Origin of the sequence: Plasticicumulans acidivorans (assembly GCF_003182095.1) — a bacterium.
Lineage (GTDB): Bacteria > Pseudomonadota > Gammaproteobacteria > Competibacterales > Competibacteraceae > Plasticicumulans > Plasticicumulans acidivorans.
This window is the reverse complement of the sequence record NZ_QGTJ01000007.1, coordinates 255,774-276,454: the sequence shown is the minus strand read 5'-3', so window position 1 is coordinate 276,454 and position 20,681 is coordinate 255,774. Positions and strand designations below refer to the sequence as shown.

Sequence of the window (20,681 nt, the reverse complement as noted above, 5' to 3'; positions counted from 1 at the left end):
GATAGGCCGCCACGACACTGCGACCCTGCTTGCTCAGGGCCTTGCACATTGCCGTTCCCAGACCGCCGATTCCGCCGGTCACGATTGCTACTTTGCCCATCTGGCCTCCAAAACGCTTGCGCTGAAATTCGCCGGCAGCACGCCAGCGAACCACGTGTATCAATCCCGAACCGCTACCGCGACGGCACCGGTTCGACCCTAACAGCCACCCTGTCCGCACCGCCACAAAGCATTGCGCGCGGTGGTGAGCGGAACCGCAGCCTACGCGGGCACTGCGCAGGCCACATTGATGCGGCGCAACAATCATGACGCTTTACGCGGCAGCGCAGCAAGTCTGTGCGCAACCGCTGACAGCACGATGACGGTGCGACGCTCAGCGACTCAGGGACAGGGCTTCGCCGGCGTGCTGGGCCAGTTTTTCGTAAAGCGTCGCCCGCGAAATACCGAGCAGGCGGGCCGCCGCCATCTTATTGCCGCCACTGGCATCGAGCGCGCGGCGGATCGCCGCGCGCTCGGCCGCCGCCACGGCCTGAGCGAGTGTGGACACCCCGGCCGCGCCCGCCTCGGCGGGCGCACGCGGAGCGCCGGCCGGCGAGAGAATCCGTGCGAAGGAATCCGCGCCCAGGCAGCGCTGCTCGCTCAGCATCGCCGCCCGCTCCAGCACGTTGGCCAGTTCACGGATGTTGCCCGGCCAGTCGTAGGCGGCCAGGACCGAAAGCGCCGCAGCATCGACCGAACGCCGAACGCCGCCATCACGGGCGGCCTGTCTGTTCAGCAGGACGGCCACCAGCAGCGGCAGATCATCGCGGCGCGCGCGCAGCGGCGGCAGCTCGATCGGCAGGACGTTGAGGCGGTACCAGAGATCGGCGCGGAACCGGCCATCCGCCACCATCGCCGGCAGATCGCGGCTGGTCGCGGCAATCACGCGCACATCGATGCGCTCGACGCGATTCGAGCCCAGCGGCTCGAATTCCTGCTCCTGCAGGACACGCAGCAGCTTGGCCTGCAGGTGCAGCGGCATGTCGCCGATCTCGTCGAGAAACAGCGTACCGCCGTCGGCCAGCTTGAACTTGCCGTCGCGGCCCTTGCGATCGGCGCCGGTGTAGGCACCGGGTGCAGCGCCGAAGAATTCCGCCTCCAGCAACCCTTCGGGCACAGCGGCCACATTGAGGCCGACGAACGGCCTCCCGGCGCGCGGCGAGGCTGCGTGAACAGCCTGCGCCACCAGTTCCTTGCCGGTACCGGTCTCACCGAGCAGCAGCACCGTGGCGTCCGCACGCGCCGCGCAGACGGCGAGCCGGCGCACTTCACGGGCGGCAGCGCTTTCGCCGACGAAATCCTCAAGGCGATAACGCACGCCGCGGCTCGCCGCCAGCTCACGCCGCGCGGCATCGAGCTCCGCCCGCAAACGGGAAAACTTGGTCATCACCGGCTGCAGCGAACGCGGATCGTCATAGAGCACGAAGCCGACGGCACCGGCGATCCGCCCGTCCTCGTCGCGCAGCGGCAGGCGCGTGACCACCAGGGAGCGCTCACCGTGCGCCATGATGTCGAGCAGGATCGGCTGGCCCTGCTCGACGACCTCACGCATCAGACTGTTCGGGATCACCTCTTCGACCGGCCGGCCGAGTGCCGAACCGGCGTCCTGCAGGCCGAGAAACGCGGCATAGGGTTCGGTGATCCAGACGACGCGCGCCTCGCCATCGACGGCAACCGCCCCTTCGCAGCAGGACTCGAAGTAATCGAACAGATCGCGGGCCGCCTGGCGACGGATGTGGGCAGCGTGATCGGCGGAACTGGGCAACAGTGTCGGACGGGCCATGGGACAAACCGTGCTTCATGAGAATCGGGGGCGGCGGCGTCAGTCGCTGCGCGTGTCGAGCCAGGCGTCGAGCCTGCCCGGCGTTTCGAGTGCGCGCAGAAACCATTTCAGCGCCCGGCCGCCATGATTGTTGCGCCAGGCGAGCTGCAGCGCCAACGGCGGCGGCGGCGACTGCACGGTTTTCTCGATCAGGCGCCCGTCGGCCAGCTCGGCAGCAACCAGCCGGCGCGCCACGAAACCGGCATCGAGCCCGGCGCGCAGGGCGGCGAGCCAGGCCGGCATCGAGCCGACGACGAGCTCCGGCGCGGCGCCGGCGATGGTCGGCAGCGGTCGCTGCCGCGAAGAATCGGCCAGCGCCACGCTGCGTCCGCGCTGGATCTGTTCCTCGTCCAGCGGCTCGCTGGCGCCGGCCAGCACATGCGTGGGCGCACACACGAAGGCCAGCGCCACGCACCCCAGGGCGCGGCTGGCGTAGCCGCCACCAGGCGGGCCGTCGCAGGCGACACCGATGGCGAGATCGGCACGCCCCTGCACCAGGGCCTCCCAGGCGCCGTTGCCAATCTCGCTGTGCAGGTGCAGGCGTGTGCCGTGGCCTTCGGCGGCAAACTCGGCGCACAGCGGCAGCAGACTCTCGACCGGCAGCCATTCGCCGACCACCAGCCCCAGATCCGGCTCCCAGCCACTGGCCACGCGTTTGACCAGCCCCTCCAGTTCGACGGCGGCACGCAGCAGCTCGCGGCCCTCCTGCAGCAGGCATTCACCGACGGCGGTCAGGCGCGCGCGATGTCCGCTGCGGTCGAACACCTGGACGTCAAGATCCTGTTCAAGTTTATGCACGGTGTACGTGATCGCTGACGGCACACGGTGCAGTTCTTCGGCCGCAGCGGCAAAACTGCCGCGGCGCGAAATGGCGTCGAGCACGGCAAGGGCATCGAGAGTCAGTCGCATCGTTCGGCTCCCGGCGGTGGCGGCAACGGGCATAGGGCGGACCCGTCGGTTCGGCGGCTGAACTCGCCGCTCTTTATGTCCGTGCCCGCGCAAGACACGGCACGGCGTCCCTGTCATGTAGTCGCAAACCGTGCGGCGGTCGAGTCCGCGGCGTTCCGGCGCTATCATCCCTGCCCTTTTGGCGACAGCGGAGAACCGGCCTTGAACGACTTTGTCAGCGGCAGTCGCTGGATCAGCGAGCCTGAACCGGAACTGGGTCTCGGCATGGTGCTCTCGGCAGACCAGCGACGCGTCACGATGCTGTTTCACGCCAGCGGCGAAACCCGCATCTATGCCCGCCAGGGCGCCCCGCTGGTACGCGTACACTTCCAGCCCGGTGACACCGTGCAAAGTCATGAGGGCTGGAGCCTGCAGGTCGAGGCCGTGCGCGAAGAGCAGGGCCTGCTGGTCTACGTCGGCGCCGAGCGCGAACTGCCGGAGACGCTGCTGTCGAATTTCATCAGCTTCAGCAAACCGCAGGAACGGCTGTTCGCCGGCCAGACCGACCCGCAACGCCTGTTCGCCCTGCGGCTGGAAACCCTCGAACAGGCGGCGGCAGCGCGCCAGTCCGAACTGCGCGGCCTGGTCGGTGCCCGCGTCGATCTGCTGCCGCACCAGCTGTGGATCGCACACGAGGTCGCCGAACGCTATGCCCCGCGCGTGCTGCTCGCCGACGAGGTCGGCCTCGGCAAGACCATCGAAGCCGGTCTGATCCTGCACCGCATGCTGGTGTCCGGCCGCGCCGGGCGCGCGCTGATCGTGGTGCCGGAGCCGCTGATCAATCAGTGGTTCCTCGAAATGCGCCGCCGCTTCAACCTCGCCTTCAGCATCTACGACGAGGAGCGCTGCCTCGAAGGCGGCGCCGATGACAACCCCTTCCTCGCCGAGCAGCTGATCCTCTGCGGCCGCGACTGGCTGACCGCCAGCCCGCAGCGCCTCGAAGAAGCCGCAGCGGCCGGTTGGGACGTGCTGGTCGTCGACGAAGCGCACCATCTGGCCTGGGAGCCCGGCGCGCCGAGCCCGGCCTACCTCGCCGTCGAACAACTCGCCGCCAGCGCCGCCGGTCTGCTGTTGCTGACCGCCACGCCGGAGCAGCTCGGCCCGAACGGACATTTCGCGCGGCTGCGCCTGCTCGACCCCGACCGCTTCCACGATCTCGACGTGTTCCGCCACGAAAGTCAGGCGTATCGCAAAGTCGCCCGCATCGCCGATGCGCTGCTCAGCTACCGACCACTCGATCTGGCCGACCTCGATGAGCTACGCGCCTGTCTCGGAGAAAAAGCCGGTGACGAAACACTCGAAGCCGTCTCCCTGCCCGGCGCCGACGGAGAAGCGGCGCGCCAAGCGCTGATCGAGGCGCTGCTCGATCGCCATGGCACCGGCCGCGTGCTGTTTCGCAACACCCGTGCGGCGATGCCGAACTTCCCGCAGCGTATCCCGCGGCCGCAGGCGCTGCCCTGCCCGGCACAATATGCCGCGCTGCCGGCCAGCCTGACGCCGGAGCGCGAATACCGCGACGCCGACACGCCGTGGTGGCGCATCGACCCGCGCGTCGACGCGCTGCTCGAACTGCTCGCCGGCGGCGAGAAAGTGCTGCTGATCTGCGCCCGGCGCGAAACCGTGCTCGAACTCGAAACCGCGCTGCGACTGCGCAGCGGCGTCGCCACGGCGCTGTTCCACGAGGACATGAACCTGCTCGCCCGCGACCGCGCTGCCGCCTGGTTCGCCGAACCCGACGGTGCCCGCGTGCTGCTGTGCTCGGAAATCGGCAGCGAAGGCCGCAACTTCCAGTTCGCGCATCACCTGTTCCTGTTCGACCTGCCGGAAAACCCGGACCTGCTCGAACAGCGCATCGGCCGCCTCGACCGCATCGGCCAGAGCGAAGACATCCAGCTGCACATCCCCTACCTCACCGGCAGCGCGCAGGAAGTGCTCTATCGCTGGTACGCACAAGGGCTCGACGCCTTTGCCCGCTACGCCCGCGCCGCCGATGCCGTCTACGAACGCCTGCGCGCACCGCTGCGCGAGGCGCTGAACGGCCGTGGCGATGTCGAGGCCCTGCTGACGCAGACGGCCACCTTGCGTGAAGAACTCGGCGCCGAACTCGAACGCGGCCGCGACCGCCTGCTGGAACTGCACTCCTGCCGCAGCCAGCCGGCAGGCGAACTGGCCGAACGCATCGCCGATCAGGATGCCGATCCGGCGCTGGCGGCGTTCCTCGAACGGCTGTTCGATCACTTCGGTGTCGATCACGAGGAACATTCGGCCGACGCCCACATCCTGCACGCCAGCGAGCGCATGCTGACCGCCGCCTTCCCGGCACTGCCCGAAGAGGGCCTGACCGCGACCTTCTCGCGCAGCCGCGCGCTGGCGCGCGACGACATGGCGTTCCTCAGCTGGGACCATCCGCTGGTCAACGGCGCCATCGAGCTGCTGCTCGGTGCCGAACACGGCAACTGCGCGCTGGTCGCCTGGCGTGGCCGCAGCCCCGAGGAAGCACCGGATCTGCTGCTCGAAGCGGTTTACGTGCTCGAATGCATCGCACCCGGCGCACTGCAGGCCGATCGCTTCCTGCCACCAACGGCATTGCGTGTGGTCATCGATCCGCACCTGAAGGAATGCAGCGAGCACTGGGCGGGCGAACTGATCAGCGCCGGCTGCAGTGACGTGCCCGCGGCGGCGGTGCGCGAGGCGCTGGCCGACCGGCGTCTGCGGCGCATGCTCGACGCCGCGGCCATTGCCGCCGGCCAGCATGCCGAACAGGTAATCCAGCAGGCGCTGGTGCGCATGCAGCTCACGCTGACGCCCGAGGTCGAACGTCTGCGCGCGCTGGCTACGGTCAACCCCAACGTGCGCGCTACTGAAATCGACTTCGCCGAGCAGCGCATCGCCGAGCTGCATCAGGCGCTCTCGGCGGCGCGACCGCGCTTTGATGCCCTGCGCGTCGTGCTCAAAGCCGATGTCCAGGCCGATCGGTAAATATTTGTGTCCCGCCGCTGCGTACTCGACCGCGCCCGATCGCGGTCAGCACGGCACGGAAATGAGTCGTTATATTCGATCAGGATTGATCCCGTCCGCGCGCCGCGCCGACCTTGATTCAGCGGTCGACACGGCGTCTGTCAGGCCTTTTTTTGCACATGGATGATCATGCATACACCGCCACTGCTCTGGCCTAGCCGCCTCGCCGTCCGCCTGCCACTGGTGGCGGTGGTGATATTCGTGCTGACGATGACGCTGCACACCGCGCTGACCATCCAGGAGCAGACGGACTTCCAGCTGGGTACCCGCATCGAACTGGCCCGGGCCCTGGCGGCACAAACCGCTGATCGGGCCGCCGATGCGCTGCACGAAGGCCGCGCGGCGCTTGACCGACTGGTACTCGACACGGCACTGCACCCCCATACGCTGCTGGTCCACGTCGTCGATACTGCCGGCGTTCCACTTGCCGGCGCCGAAAGTCATGGCGATGCCGCCCAGCTGTCAGCTGCAGTCAACGGTGAACGCCTGTCCCCGCCATCGAGCAGTACGCTGATCACCGAACCGGTCAGCGGCGGGGAGGCCGGGATCTTCGACATCTGGGCACCGATCGGACGTGAGCACCCACTGGGCTGGGTGCGGTTGCACTACCGCATCGGCAGTGCGGAAGAATTGCGCCAGCACATCTGGACCCGCGCGCTGATCCTGGTGACGATCGCCAGCCTGCTTGCCGGCATCCTGCTCTGGCTGATGCTGCGCCGTCCGCTCAACAGCATCGCGCGCGCCGCGACCCTGGCCCGCGATCTCGACACCCGCCGTGGGGAAGTCATCAACATCGGCGGTTCGGCGGAGATCGTTGAACTCGGCGCCGCGCTGAACCAGGTCTCCGCCCGGCTGGCCAGCGACGAAATGGCACTGAAAGCCTCGCAGGAACGCACCGAGGCGCTCTTGCGACACGCCGTGGACGGCATCGTCACGCTGGACGCTGAAGGCCACATCGAGCGTTTCAATCAGGCCGCCGAGCACCTGTTCGGTTATCCGGCACGTCAGGCCATCGGCTGCAATATCAGCCTGCTGCTGCCGCAGGTCCGTGCGGGTGAGGCGTTCCGCAACCGCGCGCTGAACGGTCGCCGCCGCGACGGCGCGCTGATTCCACTGGAAGTATCGGTCGGCGAAGCCCGTCTCGGCGATGGCAACCGCTTGTACGTCGCCATTCTGCGTGATCTGTCAGCCCGTGATCTGGCCGAGCGTGCGCTGGCGGACAGCGAACTGCGCAAAGCCGCCATCCTGCAGGCCGCCCTCGACGCCATCGTCAGCATCGACAGCCGCGGCCGCGTACTGGAGTTCAACCCGGCAGCCGAACGCCTGTTCGGCTACCCGCTGCGGGCAGTCATCGGGCGTGATGTCGCTGAACTGATCGTGCCCGAACGCGGCCGCATGCAGCACCGCCTGGGCCTGGCCCGTTACCTGGAGACCGGCGCCAGCGACATACTCGGTACCCAGCGCAACGTCACGGCGATGCGCTCCGATGGCAGTGAAGTCCCGGTCGAAATTCTGGTCACCCCGGTGCATCTCGAATCCGGCCCGATGTTCGTTGCCTATATCCGCGACATGCGCGAGCGTCAGGCCGCTGAGCACGCCCTGCGCGCCAGCGATGAACGCTACCAGCGCGTGGTCGACAGCCTGCATGAAGCCATTTTCCAAGCCGACGCCCGGGGCCGGCTGACCTTCCTCAACCGCGCCTGGAGCGAAATCAGCGGCTACGATCCCGCCACCTCGCTGGGCCGATCACTCGATGAATTCATCGAATCCGACGATCGTGCGAACTACCGCGCCGCCCTGAAACAGACCGCTCTCGATGCCAACGAATCGCGCGTCGAGGTCCGTCTGCGCCGCCATGACAGCAAGTCGGCATGGGTCGAAATAGCCATCGAGTACACCGCCGCCGGTCACGAGCTCGAAGCGGGATTCACCGGCACGATCTCGGATATCAACGCGCGCAAGGCTGTGGAAACCGAGCTGCTGCTGGCCCGCGACGCGGCTGAGGCGGCCAGCCGCACGAAGAGCGAATTCCTCGCCACGATGAGCCACGAGCTGCGCACACCGCTCAATGCAATCATCGGCATGACCGAAATCGCACGGGAAACAGTGCGTGATCCCGAGGTACGGGATTACCTGACCACGGCTCACAGCGCCGCCAATCGCCTGCTCGGCATCATCAATGACCTCCTCGACTTCTCGACGCTGGAATCCGGCCCGCCCAGCGTGCGCTCGGTGCCGTTCTCGCTGCGTCAGCACATCCACGCCAGTGTGGCGCTGCATGCCCGCGGTGCGACAGCCAAAGGTCTCGAACTGATTGCCGAAGTCGAACCCAACGTGCCGGACGATGTCTCCGGCGACCCTGACCGTCTGGCGCAGGTCGTCTCCAAGCTGGTCGGCAATGCCGTGAAATTCACCGAACGCGGCGAAATCGCCGTGCGCATCCGGCTGCAGGAACTCGACGAGCAGGCTGTCGGCCTGCTCGTCAGCGTGCGTGATACCGGTATCGGCATTGCGGCGGACAAGCTGTCACGCGTGTTCCAACCGTTCGTCCAGGCGGAAGCATCCTTCACTCGACATTACGGCGGTACAGGTCTCGGCCTGTCCATCGCCCAGCGTCTGGTCGAGCTGATGGGAGGACGCATTCATGTCGAAAGCACGCTGGGCGCCGGCAGTGAGTTCTTCTTCACTTTGCGCCTGCAGCGCACTGCGGCGGCGGCCAGTGAGGCTGTGCGCGAACCCGACTGGAGCGGGCTGTTCGCACTGGTCATCGATGACAACGCGTCCAGCCGCAGCCTGCTCGAACGCCAGCTGCGCTACTGGGGCTGGCAAACCGTCGCCGCGACCAGTGCCGACGAGGCACTTGAGCTGTTGCGCGAACGCACGCAGCTCGGTCATCCCTTCGATCTGCTGCTGCTCGACGAGTCCCTGCCCGTCCACACGGTCGAGCACATCTGCAATGAGCTCGCCCGAGCCAAGCATCCGCCACCGATCATTCTGCTCCGCGCTGCGGGACTCGACGGGGATGACACCCAGCCGGCGGCTGTTTCGAGCTGCCTGGTCAAACCGGTCGACTCCGCGCGTCTGCGCTCGGCCATAGAGCATCTACTGACGCCGATGAACGCCAAAGCGGACGATTAAACCTCACCAGATACCACGATACAAAAAAAAAATTCCGCACTTGCCAACAGGGAGCGGGTTTTCCAACAGCATCCTGCGCAACTCACTTACCAAGGGTCTTTTAAGGACAAATTGCCAGCGTTAACAAAACAGCCTGCACCTATTAACGGCTTCATTCGTAATGATATGAAAAACAAAACAAAACAAAACGGAAAAAGAGAAAGATTCCGGTCTGTCGGAAGCCGCGTCACGCACTCTTTACTTAGCTCGATGTTCGGTTAAACTCAACGGCGGCTCAAACCGTCATTCCACTATCCAAACTGCACTGCAACATATTGGAGGATGGGGCTCGCCATGCTCAGGAGGCCGAGCATGAACGCGAGGACGGATGGGCCCGAGAGCGACTTTCTGTATCAAAGCCATAACTAAGGAATGCGCCATGCAACCCGATGTCGTCCGACAAGTAAAAAACAATCCGAAGTATCAGGAACTCATATCCAAGCGCTCCGCCTTCGGCTGGACGCTGGCGGTCATCATGCTGGTGATCTACTACGGCTTCGTCCTGATCATTGCCTATGACCCTGCTCTCCTCGCCATCAAGACCAGTGATGGTGCAGTGATGAGCATCGGCATGCCGATCGGCGTTGCTGTCATCATTTCGGCTTTTGCCCTGACCGGCATTTACGTTGCGCGAGCCAACACCGAATTCGACCGTCTGACCAACGAGATCGTGGAGTCGGTGAAATGATGAAAAAGCTTCTCGCCTCCCTGCTCGCCTCGCTGGCCTTCGTCGGGCCGGCGTTCGCCGATGCCGTCACCGGACCGGTCGAAAAGCAGGCGACCAACGTCACGGCCATCGTCATGTTCCTCGCCTTCGTCGCGGCGACGATGGGCATCACCTACTGGGCTGCATCGCGCACCAAGACCGCCAAGGACTTCTACACCGGCGGCGGCGGCATCACCGGCTTCCAGAACGGCCTGGCGATTGCTGGCGACTACATGTCGGCTGCGTCCTTCCTCGGTATCTCCGGTCTGGTGTTCTCGTCAGGCTATGACGGTCTGATCTACTCGATCGGCTTTCTGGTCGGCTGGCCAATCATCATGTTCGTCATGGCCGAGCAGCTGCGTAACCTCGGCAAGTTCACCTTTGCTGACGTTGCCTCGTACCGCTTCGGCCAGACGGAGATCCGCACGATGGCAGCGTTCTCGTCGCTGGTCGTCGTCGCGTTCTACCTGATCGCGCAGATGGTCGGTGCCGGCAAGCTGATCCAGGTTCTGTTCGGTCTCGATTACTGGATCGCAGTCGTCGGCGTCGGCATCCTGATGCTGATCTACGTGGTGTTCGGCGGCATGACCGCGACCACCTGGGTGCAGATCATCAAGGCCTGCCTGCTGCTCGCCGGTGCCACCTTCATGGGCCTCGCCGCCCTCTCCCACTTCGGCTTCTCGCCGGAGGAGATGTTCAAGCAGGCCACCGAGGCACACCCGAAGGGTCAGGCGATCATGGGTCCCGGCGGACTGGTCAAAGATCCGATCAACGCGATTTCGCTGGGCCTGGCGCTGATGTTCGGTACTGCGGGTCTGCCGCACATCCTGATGCGCTTCTTCACCGTGCCGAACGCCAAGGAAGCGCGCAAGTCGGTGTTCTATGCGACGGGCTTCATCGGCTACTTCTACATCCTGACCTTCATCATCGGCTTCTCGGCGATCGTGCTGCTCGGCCAGCACCCCGAGTTCTTCAAGCCTGATGCGCTGGTCAACGGTGTGGTCGACAAGGCCCACTTGGTATCCGGCATCAATGGCGGCACCAACATGGTCGCGATCCGCCTGGCCGAGGCCGTGGGCGGCAACGTCTTCCTCGGTTTCATCTCGGCGGTAGCCTTCGCCACCATCCTGGCGGTGGTCTCGGGCCTGACCCTGGCCGGTGCGTCGGCGATCTCGCATGACCTGTACGCGAGCGTCATCGCCCGCGGCCACAGCAGCGAAGTCATGGAGATGAAGGTCTCGCGCATGGCGACCGTCTGCCTTGGCGTCATCGCGGTGATCCTCGGTATTGCCTTCGAGAAGCAGAACGTGGCCTTCATGGTCGGCCTGGCCTTCGCCATCGCCGCGAGCTGCAACTTCCCGGTGCTGATCATGTCGGTGTTCTGGTCGAAGATGACCACGCGCGGCGCGATGCTCGGTGGCTGGCTCGGCCTGATCACCGCCACCGTGCTGACGATCATCTCCAAGGCCATCTGGGTGGACGTCATCGGCAACGCCGCTCCGCTGATCTCGCTGAACAACCCGGCGATCATCTCGATCCCGGTGGCGTTCATCGGTATCTGGCTGTTCTCGATCACCGACAAGAGCAAGCGCGCCGAGCAGGACATCCTCGGCTACGAAGCTCAGGACGTGCGCTGCCAGACCGGTATCGGCGCAGAGGGTGCTTCCGGCCACTGAGCCGCGCCCTTGCCCGGAACCCGACAAGGGTTCCGGGACTGCCCGAATCCAAATCCCCGCCAGGCCTTCTACACTGGCGGGGTTTTCTATTCCGGGGACGTCATGGAACCTCTCGCCCTGCTTGCCCAAACCGAGCCATTCGACCAACTGGCGCCGGCGATCCTCGATCAGGCCGCCTCACGTGCGGATATTGCCTACTTCAGTCAGGGCAGCACGATACTGGAGGCGGGCGCTGTCCCTGATGCGCTATTCGTGGTCGTTCGCGGCACGGTCCAGGGATTGATCAACGGCCAGGAACGGGCACGCTTCGGCAGCGGCGATCTGTTCGACGTCGAGTCGCTGCTGCGACACCGCAGCACGTATCAGCTGCTTGCGCGTGAGGATAGTGTCTGCGTCACGCTGCCACGCAGCTGCTTCATCGAACTGCTTGGTGCGTCAGCGGAGTTTGCTGATTTCTGCTTGGAAGACATTGCCGAGCGCGCGACAAACGAACGCACCGCCTCACGTCAGGATCTGGCCGATTTCATGATCGCCACGATCGGCGACGCCTACATCCATCCACCACTGACCGTCGACGCGACGACATCGATCCACGATGCCGCTGTAGCGATGCGCGAGCATCGCGCCACTTCGCTGCTGGTTGAACGCAACGGCGCCATCGGCATCTGCTCCGGTACCGACCTGCGCGATGCCGTGGTCATTGCCCGCAGGTCACCCGACGATCCGGTCGGCGATATCGCCTCCTATGAACTCGTCTCGCTGGAGGCCGATGACTTTCTGTTCAATGCACTGCTGACGATGACACGGCACAGCATCAGCCGCGTCGTCATTCGCCGCGATCAGCAGATCGCTGGCGTACTCGAACAGGTTGATCTGCTGTCATTCCTATCAAGCCATACCCATCTGATTGCCGTGCAGATCGAACGTGCAGCCACGCTTGAGGAACTCGCAACGGCGAGCCGGGCACTGGTCGACGTCATCGAAGCCCTGCACGGCAAAGGCGTAAAGCTGCACTACATCGGCCAGCTGGTCTCGGAACTGAACAAGAAGCTGTTCGCCAAGCTGTTCGCTCTGCTGGCACCCGCTGAGCTGCTGGCCAACAGCTGCCTGATCGTCATGGGCAGCGAGGGACGTGAAGAGCAGATCCTGAAAACCGATCAGGACAACGCACTGATCCTGCGCGATGGCTACACGCACCCCGATCTGTCGAGGATCACCCAGGCATTCACCGAAGCGCTAGTCAGCTTCGGTTACCCACGCTGCCCCGGCAATATCATGGTGTCGAACCCCTTCTGGACACGCAGCGTCAGTGCGTTCCGTGACGAGATCTTCGACTGGATCCAACGCCCGGGCGAAGACAGTTTCATGCACTTCGCGATTTTCGTCGACGCCATGCCGGTCGCCGGAAACGCCGGACTGCTTGATGAACTGCGCCAGTACGTGTTCCAGCAATTGCAGAGCAACAAGCCATTCTTCGCCCGCTTTGCCCGCGCGACCGTCAGCTTCGAAACGCCACTGGGGTTCTTCGCCAACTTTGTTGTGGAAAAAGGGGCTCATCGTGAAGAACTCGACCTCAAGAAAGGTGGCATCTTCCCGCTGACGCACGGCATACGCAGTCTTGCACTCGAACACCGCATCGAAGCAACCAACACACTGGAACGCATCGAACTCCTGCGCAGCCGCGGCGTGCTCGAAGCACAGTTTGCGGTGGAACTGGCTGAGGCACTGACTGTGCTGTCGACGCTGCGCCTGAAAAGCGGCCTGCAAAAGGCACGCAGCAATGAAGCGCAGAACAACTACATCAATCCCGCGAACCTGAACAAGCTCGAACGCGAGCTGTTGCGCGACTCATTCAAGATCGTCAACGAGTTCAAGAAGTTCATCTCCTTCCACTTCAAGCTCAATCTGATTACCTGATGCCATTGCCGTTCAGTCAGCGCTTTCGCCACGCACCGCCCCCCGAGGCCTATGCCTTCCTGCACGAACCCGATACCAGTGGGGAACTGGTCTGCCTGGACTGCAGCGCCAGTTCGCTCGATCCAAATCGTGCCCGTCTGCAATCGATCGCTGCCGTGCACCTGCGCGGCAACCGCCTACTGACATCGCAGGCGTTCGTCATTGACGTCGATGACGGTCTGGGACATCAAGGTGAAGAACCACTGGTGGCCGTTGATCGCCTGCTGCGCTTCGTCGGACCGCGACCACTCATTGGCTATTACACCGAATTCGACCACGCGCTGCTGGGGGACTCCATCGGTCAGCTGCTCAATGGAGCGCTGCCCAATCGCGTCATCGATGTCTCCGCGCTCTATCATGACGCTGCCCGACGCCGTGCGCGTCGTCCGGGTCATGCCATCGACCTGCGCTTTGAAACCATCCGCCGCGCCCTCGGGCTGCCGCCGATGTTGCGGACCAGTGCCCTCGCGCACGCGGTCATGGCTGGCTTGATGTATCTGAAACTGAATCCAGCACGGGCCTGAAAGATGACGATCCGCGTACGTTACTTCGCCAGCCTGCGTGAACGCGTGGGCTGTGCCGAAGCTCAGTTCAACACCGGCACGGTCACCACTGTCGCCACGGTCTGGCACGCACTCAATCCGGATCTCGCGCTGCCCGGTAACACGCTGGCGGCGATCAATCATGAATACGCGACGCTTGATGCCGTCGTCCATGATGGTGATGAACTGGCGTTCTTTCCGCCGGTCACCGGGGGCTGAGTGAGATGCTGATCGAGATTCGCGAGACGCCCTTCGACCCGCTGGCCGAACTCAGTCGATATCAGGCCAAGCCCGACCTGCACGGCAAGGCGGGGGCACTGGCGAGTTTCATCGGCCTGATGCGCGACCACAACGAAGGCGATCAGGTCAGTGCCATGTGTCTCGAACACTATCCGGGCATGACCGAGCGCGAGATCGCCAGAATCATCGATGAAGCTCAGGTTCGTTGGCCGCTGCTCGATGCACTGGTGCTGCACCGTGTCGGTGAAATGTTGCCAGCCGACCCCATCGTGCTGGTCGCAGTATGGAGCAGCCATCGAGCCGCCGCCTTCGAGTCCTGCCGCTACATCATGGAAGCGCTGAAGTCCCGCGCTCCGTTCTGGAAGCATGAAACCCTAACGGACCGCGGCCGTTGGGTTGACAGGAACACCGACGGATATTGAGCGTAAAACGCAGGGAGAGAACCGATGAGCATGCGCTTTGATTACGCGACCGCTTTCAGCCGCAATATCGGCTGGCTGACGCCAACGGAACAGGCCCTACTGCGCGGTCGACGCATCGCCATCGCTGGCCTCGGCGGCGTCGGCGGCGCGCACCTGCTGACGCTGACCCGCCTTGGCATCGGTGCTTTCACGATCGCCGACTTCGATCATTTCGAACTGCACAATTTCAACCGCCAGGTCGGCGCAACGCTGCCCAATCTGCAACGCCCGAAACTGGATGCGATGGCTGAAGCCGCGCGCAACATCAATCCTGAACTCGATCTGCGCCTGTTCGCCGAAGCCATCGGCAGCGATAACATCGAGCGCTTTCTCGACGATGTCGACATCTACGTTGACTCGCTGGATTTCTTTGCCGTCGAGGCCCGCCGCCAAGTCTTCGCTGCCTGCGCCCGGCGCGGCATCCCGGCAATCACCGCGGCCCCACTTGGCATGGGCACTGCGGTACTGACCTTCCTGCCGGGCCGGATGAGCTTCGAGGAATACTTCGGCCTCGAAGGCAAACCCGAGCGCGAACAGCTCGCACGTTTCCTCATCGGCCTGTCGCCGGCGATGCTGCAACGCGGTTACCTGGTCGATCCCTCGGCAGTGAATTTCATTGAACGACGCGGCCCGTCAACACCGATGGCCTGCGATCTGGCGACCGGCGCACTCGCCAGCGACGTACTGAAGATCCTGCTCGGCCGCGGCAAAGTCTACGCTGCACCGTGGGGTACGCATTTCGACGCTTATCGCAACAAGCTGGTCCACACCTGGCGTCCCGGCGGCAACCGCCATCCGTTGCAGCGCCTGGCACTGATGGTGGCACGGCGGATTCTCAGCCGCTCTGAAAAACTCAGCCGCCCCGAACGCTCCGCGCCACTGCCGGTACTCGATACGCGCGTGCAGTGTGTGCTCGATCTGGGACGCTGGGCGCCGAGCGGTGACAACACACAACCGTGGCGCTTTGAGGCCGTCGGTCCGCTGGAAGTCATCGTGCATGGTTGCGATACCCGCGACCATGTCATCTATGATCTGTTCGGCCGTGCCAGCCAGCTCGCGCTCGGCGGGTTGCTGGAAACCCTCGACATCGCCGCCAGTGGCGAGGGGCTGCGCTGCAGCTGCGAGCGCCTTGCCAATGTCGACGACACCTCGCCCGACTGGCACCCGCTGTTCCGCCTGCAGTTCTCCGAGGCAGCAGACGACACACCGCATCCACTGCTGCGCTCGATTGAGGCCCGTTGCACACAACGCCGCATGATGCAGCGCACGCCGCTCGATGCACGCCGCAAAGCAGCGCTGGACGCCAGCGTCGGCGCCGGCTTCAGCGTCATCTGGCTTGAGGGTGAGCAGCGCAGCGCCGTCGCCAAGCTGCTGTTCCGCAATGCCCACGTCCGGCTGACCACGCCGGAGGCCTATCCGGTGCACCGGGACATCATCGAGTACGGCGTGCAGTACAGTGAGGATCGCCTGCCAGACCGTGCCGTCGGTCTCGACCCGATCGGTGTCGCACTGATGAAGTGGGCGATGCGCAGCTGGGAACGGGTGAATTTTCTCAACACATACTGCGCCGGCACCTGGCTGCCGCGTATCCAGCTTGACTGGCTGCCGGGCCTGTTCTGTGCGGCACATTTCATGATCGTCGCCGACACTCCGCCGCGAACACTGGACGATCGCCTCGCGGCAGGGCGCGCCATGCAGCGCTTCTGGCTGACGGCGACACAGCTTGGCCTGCAGTTCCAGCCGGAGATGACCCCGCTGATCTTCGCGTCTTACATCCGTGAAGGCATCCCGTTCACCGGCAAGCAGGCTTCCGTCGATTCAGCGCGCTGGCTGGCCGGCGAGTTCGAGCGCCTGCTCGGAGCCGACGCGGCAGCACGCGGGGTCTACTTCGGTCGCGTCGGTTTCGGCTCGGTCCCGCAATCGCGCTCTACCCGCCTGCCACTCGCGAAACTGGTGCTCAATACAACAAGCGCCTGAAAGGAACCGCCACCGCCGCCATTGCGGCGGTGCGCGCTCAGAAGTTCACCCGAACTTCGCCGTAAACGCGATCATCATTAGTAAAACGACCGAACAGGCCATCGGGTGGCCCGTGCATCACATCAACGCCGACAATAGCCTGCACATCCTGGTTGACGTGCCAAGTCAGACGCGGTCGCAGTGCCCAATCATCGCGGTTGGTACTGCGTATGAAGGTCACCTCGGGTTCGAGACGATCACCCCAGAACTTGCGCGTCAGATACAGGCTGGCGCCGCTTTCGACCCGATCCGGAATCATGTCCTCATCGTAGTCGTCATAGATACGCTGGAAGAACTGCACGTTGACGCGTGATGACGCATCACCGGAATACTCAAGACCGAGGACATAATCAAAGGTGTCCTTGCGCACCAGACCATCCGCGTCACTGAAACGCAGCACGTCATAGCGGCGACCCTGCGTATAGATCGCCTCGCTCTTGAACACCATCCCTTCGCCAAGGTCCTTACCGACGGTCAGCCCCCACTGCTGGATACGATTGTGGTCCGGTTTGTATTCGATGAACGGCACGCCGTCCTGCATGATGATGCTGCGTTCGAAGCTCGGCGATGTATCCGTGCTGCGGTAATAGAAACCGGCCACATCCCAACCGTCGATCAGGTAACCCAGACGCAAACCAGCGGCCATGTCATCGTTGCCGTCACGCGGTTTGCGCTCATTGAGAATGCGGCAGTTGGCCGCCGGGCAGCCAGGCGGATACGGGTAGAAGTCGGCTCCAGGCTTGCCGATTTCATCGTAGTTCTGGAACGGGATGAAGATCGCCTCAGCGTGAAAATCGTCCTCGAAATACTCTGCCCGCGCCGCCCACTGCGGGATGCGAATCTGGTCAAAATCCGCCATGACGAATTCGCGCATGTCTCGGGCAGATACGACGTCCGCGAAGAACAGACCGACCATCTCGCCCCAGACGATCTGCTGCCGACCGAAGCGGAAATCCCAGCTGCCGGCAGACCAGTCGAGATAAGTTTCACGCAACTGGAACTCGTGACGCTGGTCCGCCCGCACATCGTGCGGGTAGTAGCTGGAATTATCGTAGACCGGGTCGTAGCGCAGCCAGGTACTGGCCTTCCAGCTCAGCGAATCGTTCAGCACGCCATCGGCTGACAAGCCTAATGTGTTACGGAATTTCGACCAGTGATCCTCACCGCTATAAGTATGTGCCGCCTCACTGGAAAAGAAGCCGCTGGTACCCGTCACCTGCGCTTCGGCGTGCACCGCAGCTGAAGCACCTACCAGCGCCAGACCGAACATGCCGCCGGCAATGTTCATTACATGATCCTTCATCGATTCGACTCCTCACCGACGACCTCACCATCGCTGACACGCACCACGCGATCAGCCATCGCGATGACCCGTGCATCATGCGTTGAAAAAATAAAGGTGGTTCCCGAGTGATGGTTGATTTCCTTCATCAGCTGCAAAATACCCTCACCCGATTGGTGGTCCAGATTCGCAGTCGGCTCATCAGCGAGCACGATTTTGGGCCGGGTCGCTAAAGCACGGGCAATGGCCACCCGCTGACGCTGACCACCCGACAGCTGATTCGGCCGGTGCTTGGCAAAGCGTGTCAGCCCGACCATGTCAAGAAAGTACGCCACACGCCGGCGTCGCTCCTCACGCGGCAGGTGCTGAATGTTGACCAGAGGGTATTCGACGTTTTCCTCGGCCGACAGCACCGGCAGCAGATTGAACGTCTGGAAAATAAAGCCGAGCGTGCGGGCGCGCAGATCGGCCAGCTGATCGGGCGAACGGCCGGTGACATCCTGGCCATCGACGACGACACGCCCGCCGGTTGGTGTATCAATGCAGCCGATCATGTTCAGCAGCGTAGTCTTGCCACTGCCCGACGGACCCGCGATGGCGACGAACTCACCCTGTTCGATGCTGACGCTGACGCCGCGCAGAGCAGCGACTTCCTGCTCACCGAGCCGGTAGCGTTTCGAGACATTTTCGATGCGTACTATGCTCATGGCCTCGACCGTTCAATCCCTGGCGAGCAGCCCGCCGCCACACAGGAGTGTGTACAAGATGTTCAAATCCCCAAACCGCTGGCTGCTGTTGGCCGCGCTGACCCTGCTGCCATCGTTCTGCGCCATCGCCCAAGAGGTTGACATTGAGGCCATGGCGATGCTCGAAGCAGCCGACCGGGTTCGCTTCCCAGATGAAAGTTTCGAACTCAATGTCACCATCACCTCGACCAGCGCTGACCAGCCAACCGAAGAGCGGGAATACCAAGTTCTGTCGAAGGGTAACGAAAACACGCTGGTCATCTCCACTGCTCCAGCGTCGGAGCGGGGCCAGATCCTGCTGATGCGCGGCCGCGACCTGTGGGTCTATACGCCGCGCCTGTCACAGCCGGTACGTCTGCCGCTGTCACAGCGGCTGACCGGCCAGGTAGCCAACGGTGACCTGGCCCGAGCGAACTTCAGCGGTGACTACAACGCACGCACGCTGCGCGAGGAAACCATAGACAAAAAACGTCTCGTTGTACTTGAACTTATTGGTATCGATGGCGGAGTGACCTACAACCGCGTGCTTTACTGGATCGAGAAAGACACACAACGCCCCTTCAAAGCCGAGTTCTATGCACTGTCGGGACGCCTGCTGAAAACAGCTTTTTACCGCGGCTACAAGATGATCAATGGCGTAATGCGCCCGACCGAGCTGCTGATGCGTGATGCGCTGAAGAAAGATGACCAGTCGGTGCTGGTCTACAGCGCAATCAAACCCCGTGAACTGGCCAACAAGCTGTTCAACAAGGACTACCTCAAGCGCATCAAACCCGGTGAATGAAGCTGTCGGTGCCGGTGAATGAAGCTGTCTGTGGCCGTGCACTCGCTCACATAGCACGCCGCAGCGCTTCAACGACCGGCAGACGCGTTACCCGGGAAGCCGGCAGCAGGGAGGCGACGATCGTCGCCACGAGCCCGATGCTCATGGCGATTGCCACCTGCTCCGGTACCACACGCACCGCGGCCAGATACCCCTGACTTGAGTTTGGTGGCGGCGGCATCGGAATACCCACGGCACTGATGAGAAACGCCAGCACAATGCCGAGCACGACGCCGATCAATCCGCCCAGCACGCCACTGACCGCACTCTCAAGTACCAGCAAGCGAAACACTTCACGCCGACGGTTTCCCAGCGCGAGCAGCGTACCGACCTCGCCGGTTCGTTCGAAGATCGAAATATTGACGCTGTTCGACACCGACAGAGCCACCATCACCAGAATGATCAGCTGCAAAACGCCAAACTGCGCGCGGTACAGATCGACTGCCTTGCGGTAGAAGTCCGCCAGCTCCTCCCATGACTTGACTACCAGTGGCTGCCCGCTGAACGTCGCGCGCATGACGTTGATCGCCGCATCTGTCTCGCTGGTGTCGTTCAGTGCAACGACCACCGTATGCACGGCATGGGTATTCAGTGCCGCCTGCGCCGCTGCAAGCGGCATGCGCATGGCGCGGGCGTCGTACTCGATCGAGAAACTGCGGAATACGCCGACCACCTGCAACTCGACGGTATTGACAGCGCCTTGCGGCGTACTGGTCAACAGAGTGACGCGACTGCCCGGCTTGATTCCCAGCGAACGGGCCAACCCCTCGCCCAGCTCGGCAGCATAGACGTCATCGGCGTTGAGGTGACGCCCTTCGATCAGCGAGATGAAACCTCCGACAAACCGCTCCTTGTCCGGCTCGACCCCTTCGCCACGAACCGGCAGTTCCGCCTTGCCATTGTTCAGCGTGCCGTTGACGTTGAGGCGGCTCATTGCCTCCTTGACCTGCGGCAGACGCTTGACCTGCGCGATCACAGCTTCGGGCTTGTCGATCATGTAGGCGTAAGGTTGACGGGCACTGAATTTGAAATACCCCTCCTTGGCAATCTGCGCATGACCGAGCCCGGACTGCACGGTGTTCTCGCGCAGCTGCACGAAGATGTCGTCAACGAAACCGGCCGACAGCACCAGGCTGACGACGCCGAAGGCGATGGCGGCCAGCGTCAGTGCCGTACGCCCCTTGTGACGTGAAAGATTACGAAAAGCGAACTTGAGCATGCTGCACCGT

At 63.5% G+C, this 20,681-nt stretch carries 15 protein-coding genes; 10 read left to right on the top strand and 5 right to left on the bottom strand.

Annotated elements, in window-relative coordinates; genetic code table 11:
* Positions 1-373: 373 nt before the first annotated feature.
* Complete coding sequence (locus C7443_RS13690; protein ID WP_110019169.1) at positions 374-1,822, bottom strand: sigma-54 interaction domain-containing protein; 1,449 nt, start codon at positions 1,820-1,822, stop codon at positions 374-376.
* Between the two features lie 39 nt (positions 1,823-1,861).
* The gene (locus tag C7443_RS13685) at positions 1,862-2,770 is read right to left on the bottom strand and encodes a LysR substrate-binding domain-containing protein (protein WP_110019168.1); all 909 of its coding nucleotides are present in this window, start codon (positions 2,768-2,770) and stop codon (positions 1,862-1,864) included.
* Between the two features lie 201 nt (positions 2,771-2,971).
* Between C7443_RS13685 and rapA the strand changes: the two genes are divergently transcribed.
* From rapA to C7443_RS13640, 9 genes are all read left to right on the top strand, one after another.
* On the top strand, positions 2,972-5,788 hold the full coding sequence (rapA, locus tag C7443_RS13680) for an RNA polymerase-associated protein RapA (RefSeq protein ID WP_246004662.1): 2,817 nt from the start codon (positions 2,972-2,974) through the stop codon (positions 5,786-5,788).
* Positions 5,789-5,956: 168 nt separating this feature from the next.
* A complete protein-coding gene (locus tag C7443_RS13675) occupies positions 5,957-8,965 on the top strand; it encodes a PAS domain S-box protein (RefSeq protein ID WP_170123616.1) in 3,009 nt (1,002 codons plus the stop codon).
* Positions 8,966-9,383: 418 nt separating this feature from the next.
* On the top strand, positions 9,384-9,692 hold the full coding sequence (locus C7443_RS13670) for a DUF485 domain-containing protein (RefSeq protein WP_110019165.1): 309 nt from the start codon (positions 9,384-9,386) through the stop codon (positions 9,690-9,692).
* Positions 9,692-11,386 (top strand): cation acetate symporter, encoded by a 1,695-nt coding sequence (locus tag C7443_RS13665; RefSeq protein WP_110019189.1) that lies wholly within the window; start codon positions 9,692-9,694, stop codon positions 11,384-11,386. The genes C7443_RS13670 and C7443_RS13665 overlap by 1 nt, the downstream gene beginning before the upstream one ends.
* A 102-nt stretch (positions 11,387-11,488) precedes the next feature.
* On the top strand, positions 11,489-13,303 hold the full coding sequence (locus C7443_RS13660; protein WP_110019164.1) for a putative nucleotidyltransferase substrate binding domain-containing protein: 1,815 nt from the start codon (positions 11,489-11,491) through the stop codon (positions 13,301-13,303).
* The gene (locus tag C7443_RS13655; protein WP_110019163.1) at positions 13,303-13,866 is read left to right on the top strand and encodes a 3'-5' exonuclease family protein; all 564 of its coding nucleotides are present in this window, start codon (positions 13,303-13,305) and stop codon (positions 13,864-13,866) included. Before C7443_RS13660 ends, C7443_RS13655 begins: the two co-directional genes overlap by 1 nt.
* Before the next feature lie 3 nt (positions 13,867-13,869).
* Positions 13,870-14,103, top strand: a complete 234-nt coding sequence (locus C7443_RS13650; RefSeq protein WP_110019162.1) for a MoaD/ThiS family protein — start codon at positions 13,870-13,872, stop codon at positions 14,101-14,103.
* A gap of 5 nt (positions 14,104-14,108) precedes the next feature.
* On the top strand, positions 14,109-14,546 hold the full coding sequence (locus C7443_RS13645; RefSeq protein WP_110019161.1) for a molybdenum cofactor biosynthesis protein MoaE: 438 nt from the start codon (positions 14,109-14,111) through the stop codon (positions 14,544-14,546).
* A 24-nt stretch (positions 14,547-14,570) separates the two neighbouring features.
* Positions 14,571-16,562 (top strand): ThiF family adenylyltransferase, encoded by a 1,992-nt coding sequence (locus tag C7443_RS13640; RefSeq protein WP_110019160.1) that lies wholly within the window; start codon positions 14,571-14,573, stop codon positions 16,560-16,562.
* A gap of 37 nt (positions 16,563-16,599) precedes the next feature.
* Here the strand turns inward: C7443_RS13640 and C7443_RS13635 are convergent, their stop codons facing one another.
* Positions 16,600-17,904 carry a DUF1302 family protein gene (locus tag C7443_RS13635; RefSeq protein WP_110019159.1) on the bottom strand — a complete coding sequence of 435 codons (1,305 nt, stop codon included), beginning with the start codon at positions 17,902-17,904 and terminating at the stop codon, positions 16,600-16,602.
* Positions 17,901-18,590, bottom strand: coding sequence for an ABC transporter ATP-binding protein (locus C7443_RS13630; protein ID WP_110019158.1), 690 nt, complete (start codon positions 18,588-18,590; stop codon positions 17,901-17,903). Before C7443_RS13630 ends, C7443_RS13635 begins: the two co-directional genes overlap by 4 nt.
* A 58-nt stretch (positions 18,591-18,648) precedes the next feature.
* On the opposite strand from C7443_RS13630, the gene C7443_RS13625 reads away from it, so the two are divergent.
* Entirely contained in the window at positions 18,649-19,413 is a 765-nt protein-coding gene (locus C7443_RS13625; RefSeq protein WP_110019157.1) for an outer membrane lipoprotein-sorting protein, read from the top strand.
* A 46-nt stretch (positions 19,414-19,459) separates the two neighbouring features.
* On the opposite strand, the gene C7443_RS13620 is transcribed toward C7443_RS13625, so the two are convergent.
* A complete protein-coding gene (locus C7443_RS13620; protein WP_110019156.1) occupies positions 19,460-20,671 on the bottom strand; it encodes an ABC transporter permease in 1,212 nt (403 codons plus the stop codon).
* Positions 20,672-20,681: the final 10 nt, after the last annotated feature.

What these genes read in the sequence shown, in the direction of transcription:
- C7443_RS13690 (WP_110019169.1), bottom strand. Translation starts at nt 1,822, where the DNA reads ATGGCCCGTCCGACACTGTTGCCCAGTTCCGCCGATCACGCTGCCCAC.
- C7443_RS13685 (WP_110019168.1), bottom strand. Translation starts at nt 2,770, where the DNA reads ATGCGACTGACTCTCGATGCCCTTGCCGTGCTCGACGCCATTTCGCGC.
- C7443_RS13675 (WP_170123616.1), top strand. Translation starts at nt 5,957, where the DNA reads ATGCATACACCGCCACTGCTCTGGCCTAGCCGCCTCGCCGTCCGCCTG.
- C7443_RS13670 (WP_110019165.1), top strand. Translation starts at nt 9,384, where the DNA reads ATGCAACCCGATGTCGTCCGACAAGTAAAAAACAATCCGAAGTATCAG.
- C7443_RS13665 (WP_110019189.1), top strand. Translation starts at nt 9,692, where the DNA reads ATGAAAAAGCTTCTCGCCTCCCTGCTCGCCTCGCTGGCCTTCGTCGGG.
- C7443_RS13660 (WP_110019164.1), top strand. Translation starts at nt 11,489, where the DNA reads ATGGAACCTCTCGCCCTGCTTGCCCAAACCGAGCCATTCGACCAACTG.
- C7443_RS13655 (WP_110019163.1), top strand. Translation starts at nt 13,303, where the DNA reads ATGCCATTGCCGTTCAGTCAGCGCTTTCGCCACGCACCGCCCCCCGAG.
- C7443_RS13650 (WP_110019162.1), top strand. Translation starts at nt 13,870, where the DNA reads ATGACGATCCGCGTACGTTACTTCGCCAGCCTGCGTGAACGCGTGGGC.
- C7443_RS13645 (WP_110019161.1), top strand. Translation starts at nt 14,109, where the DNA reads ATGCTGATCGAGATTCGCGAGACGCCCTTCGACCCGCTGGCCGAACTC.
- C7443_RS13640 (WP_110019160.1), top strand. Translation starts at nt 14,571, where the DNA reads ATGAGCATGCGCTTTGATTACGCGACCGCTTTCAGCCGCAATATCGGC.
- C7443_RS13635 (WP_110019159.1), bottom strand. Translation starts at nt 17,904, where the DNA reads ATGAAGGATCATGTAATGAACATTGCCGGCGGCATGTTCGGTCTGGCG.
- C7443_RS13630 (WP_110019158.1), bottom strand. Translation starts at nt 18,590, where the DNA reads ATGAGCATAGTACGCATCGAAAATGTCTCGAAACGCTACCGGCTCGGT.
- C7443_RS13625 (WP_110019157.1), top strand. Translation starts at nt 18,649, where the DNA reads ATGTTCAAATCCCCAAACCGCTGGCTGCTGTTGGCCGCGCTGACCCTG.
- C7443_RS13620 (WP_110019156.1), bottom strand. Translation starts at nt 20,671, where the DNA reads ATGCTCAAGTTCGCTTTTCGTAATCTTTCACGTCACAAGGGGCGTACG.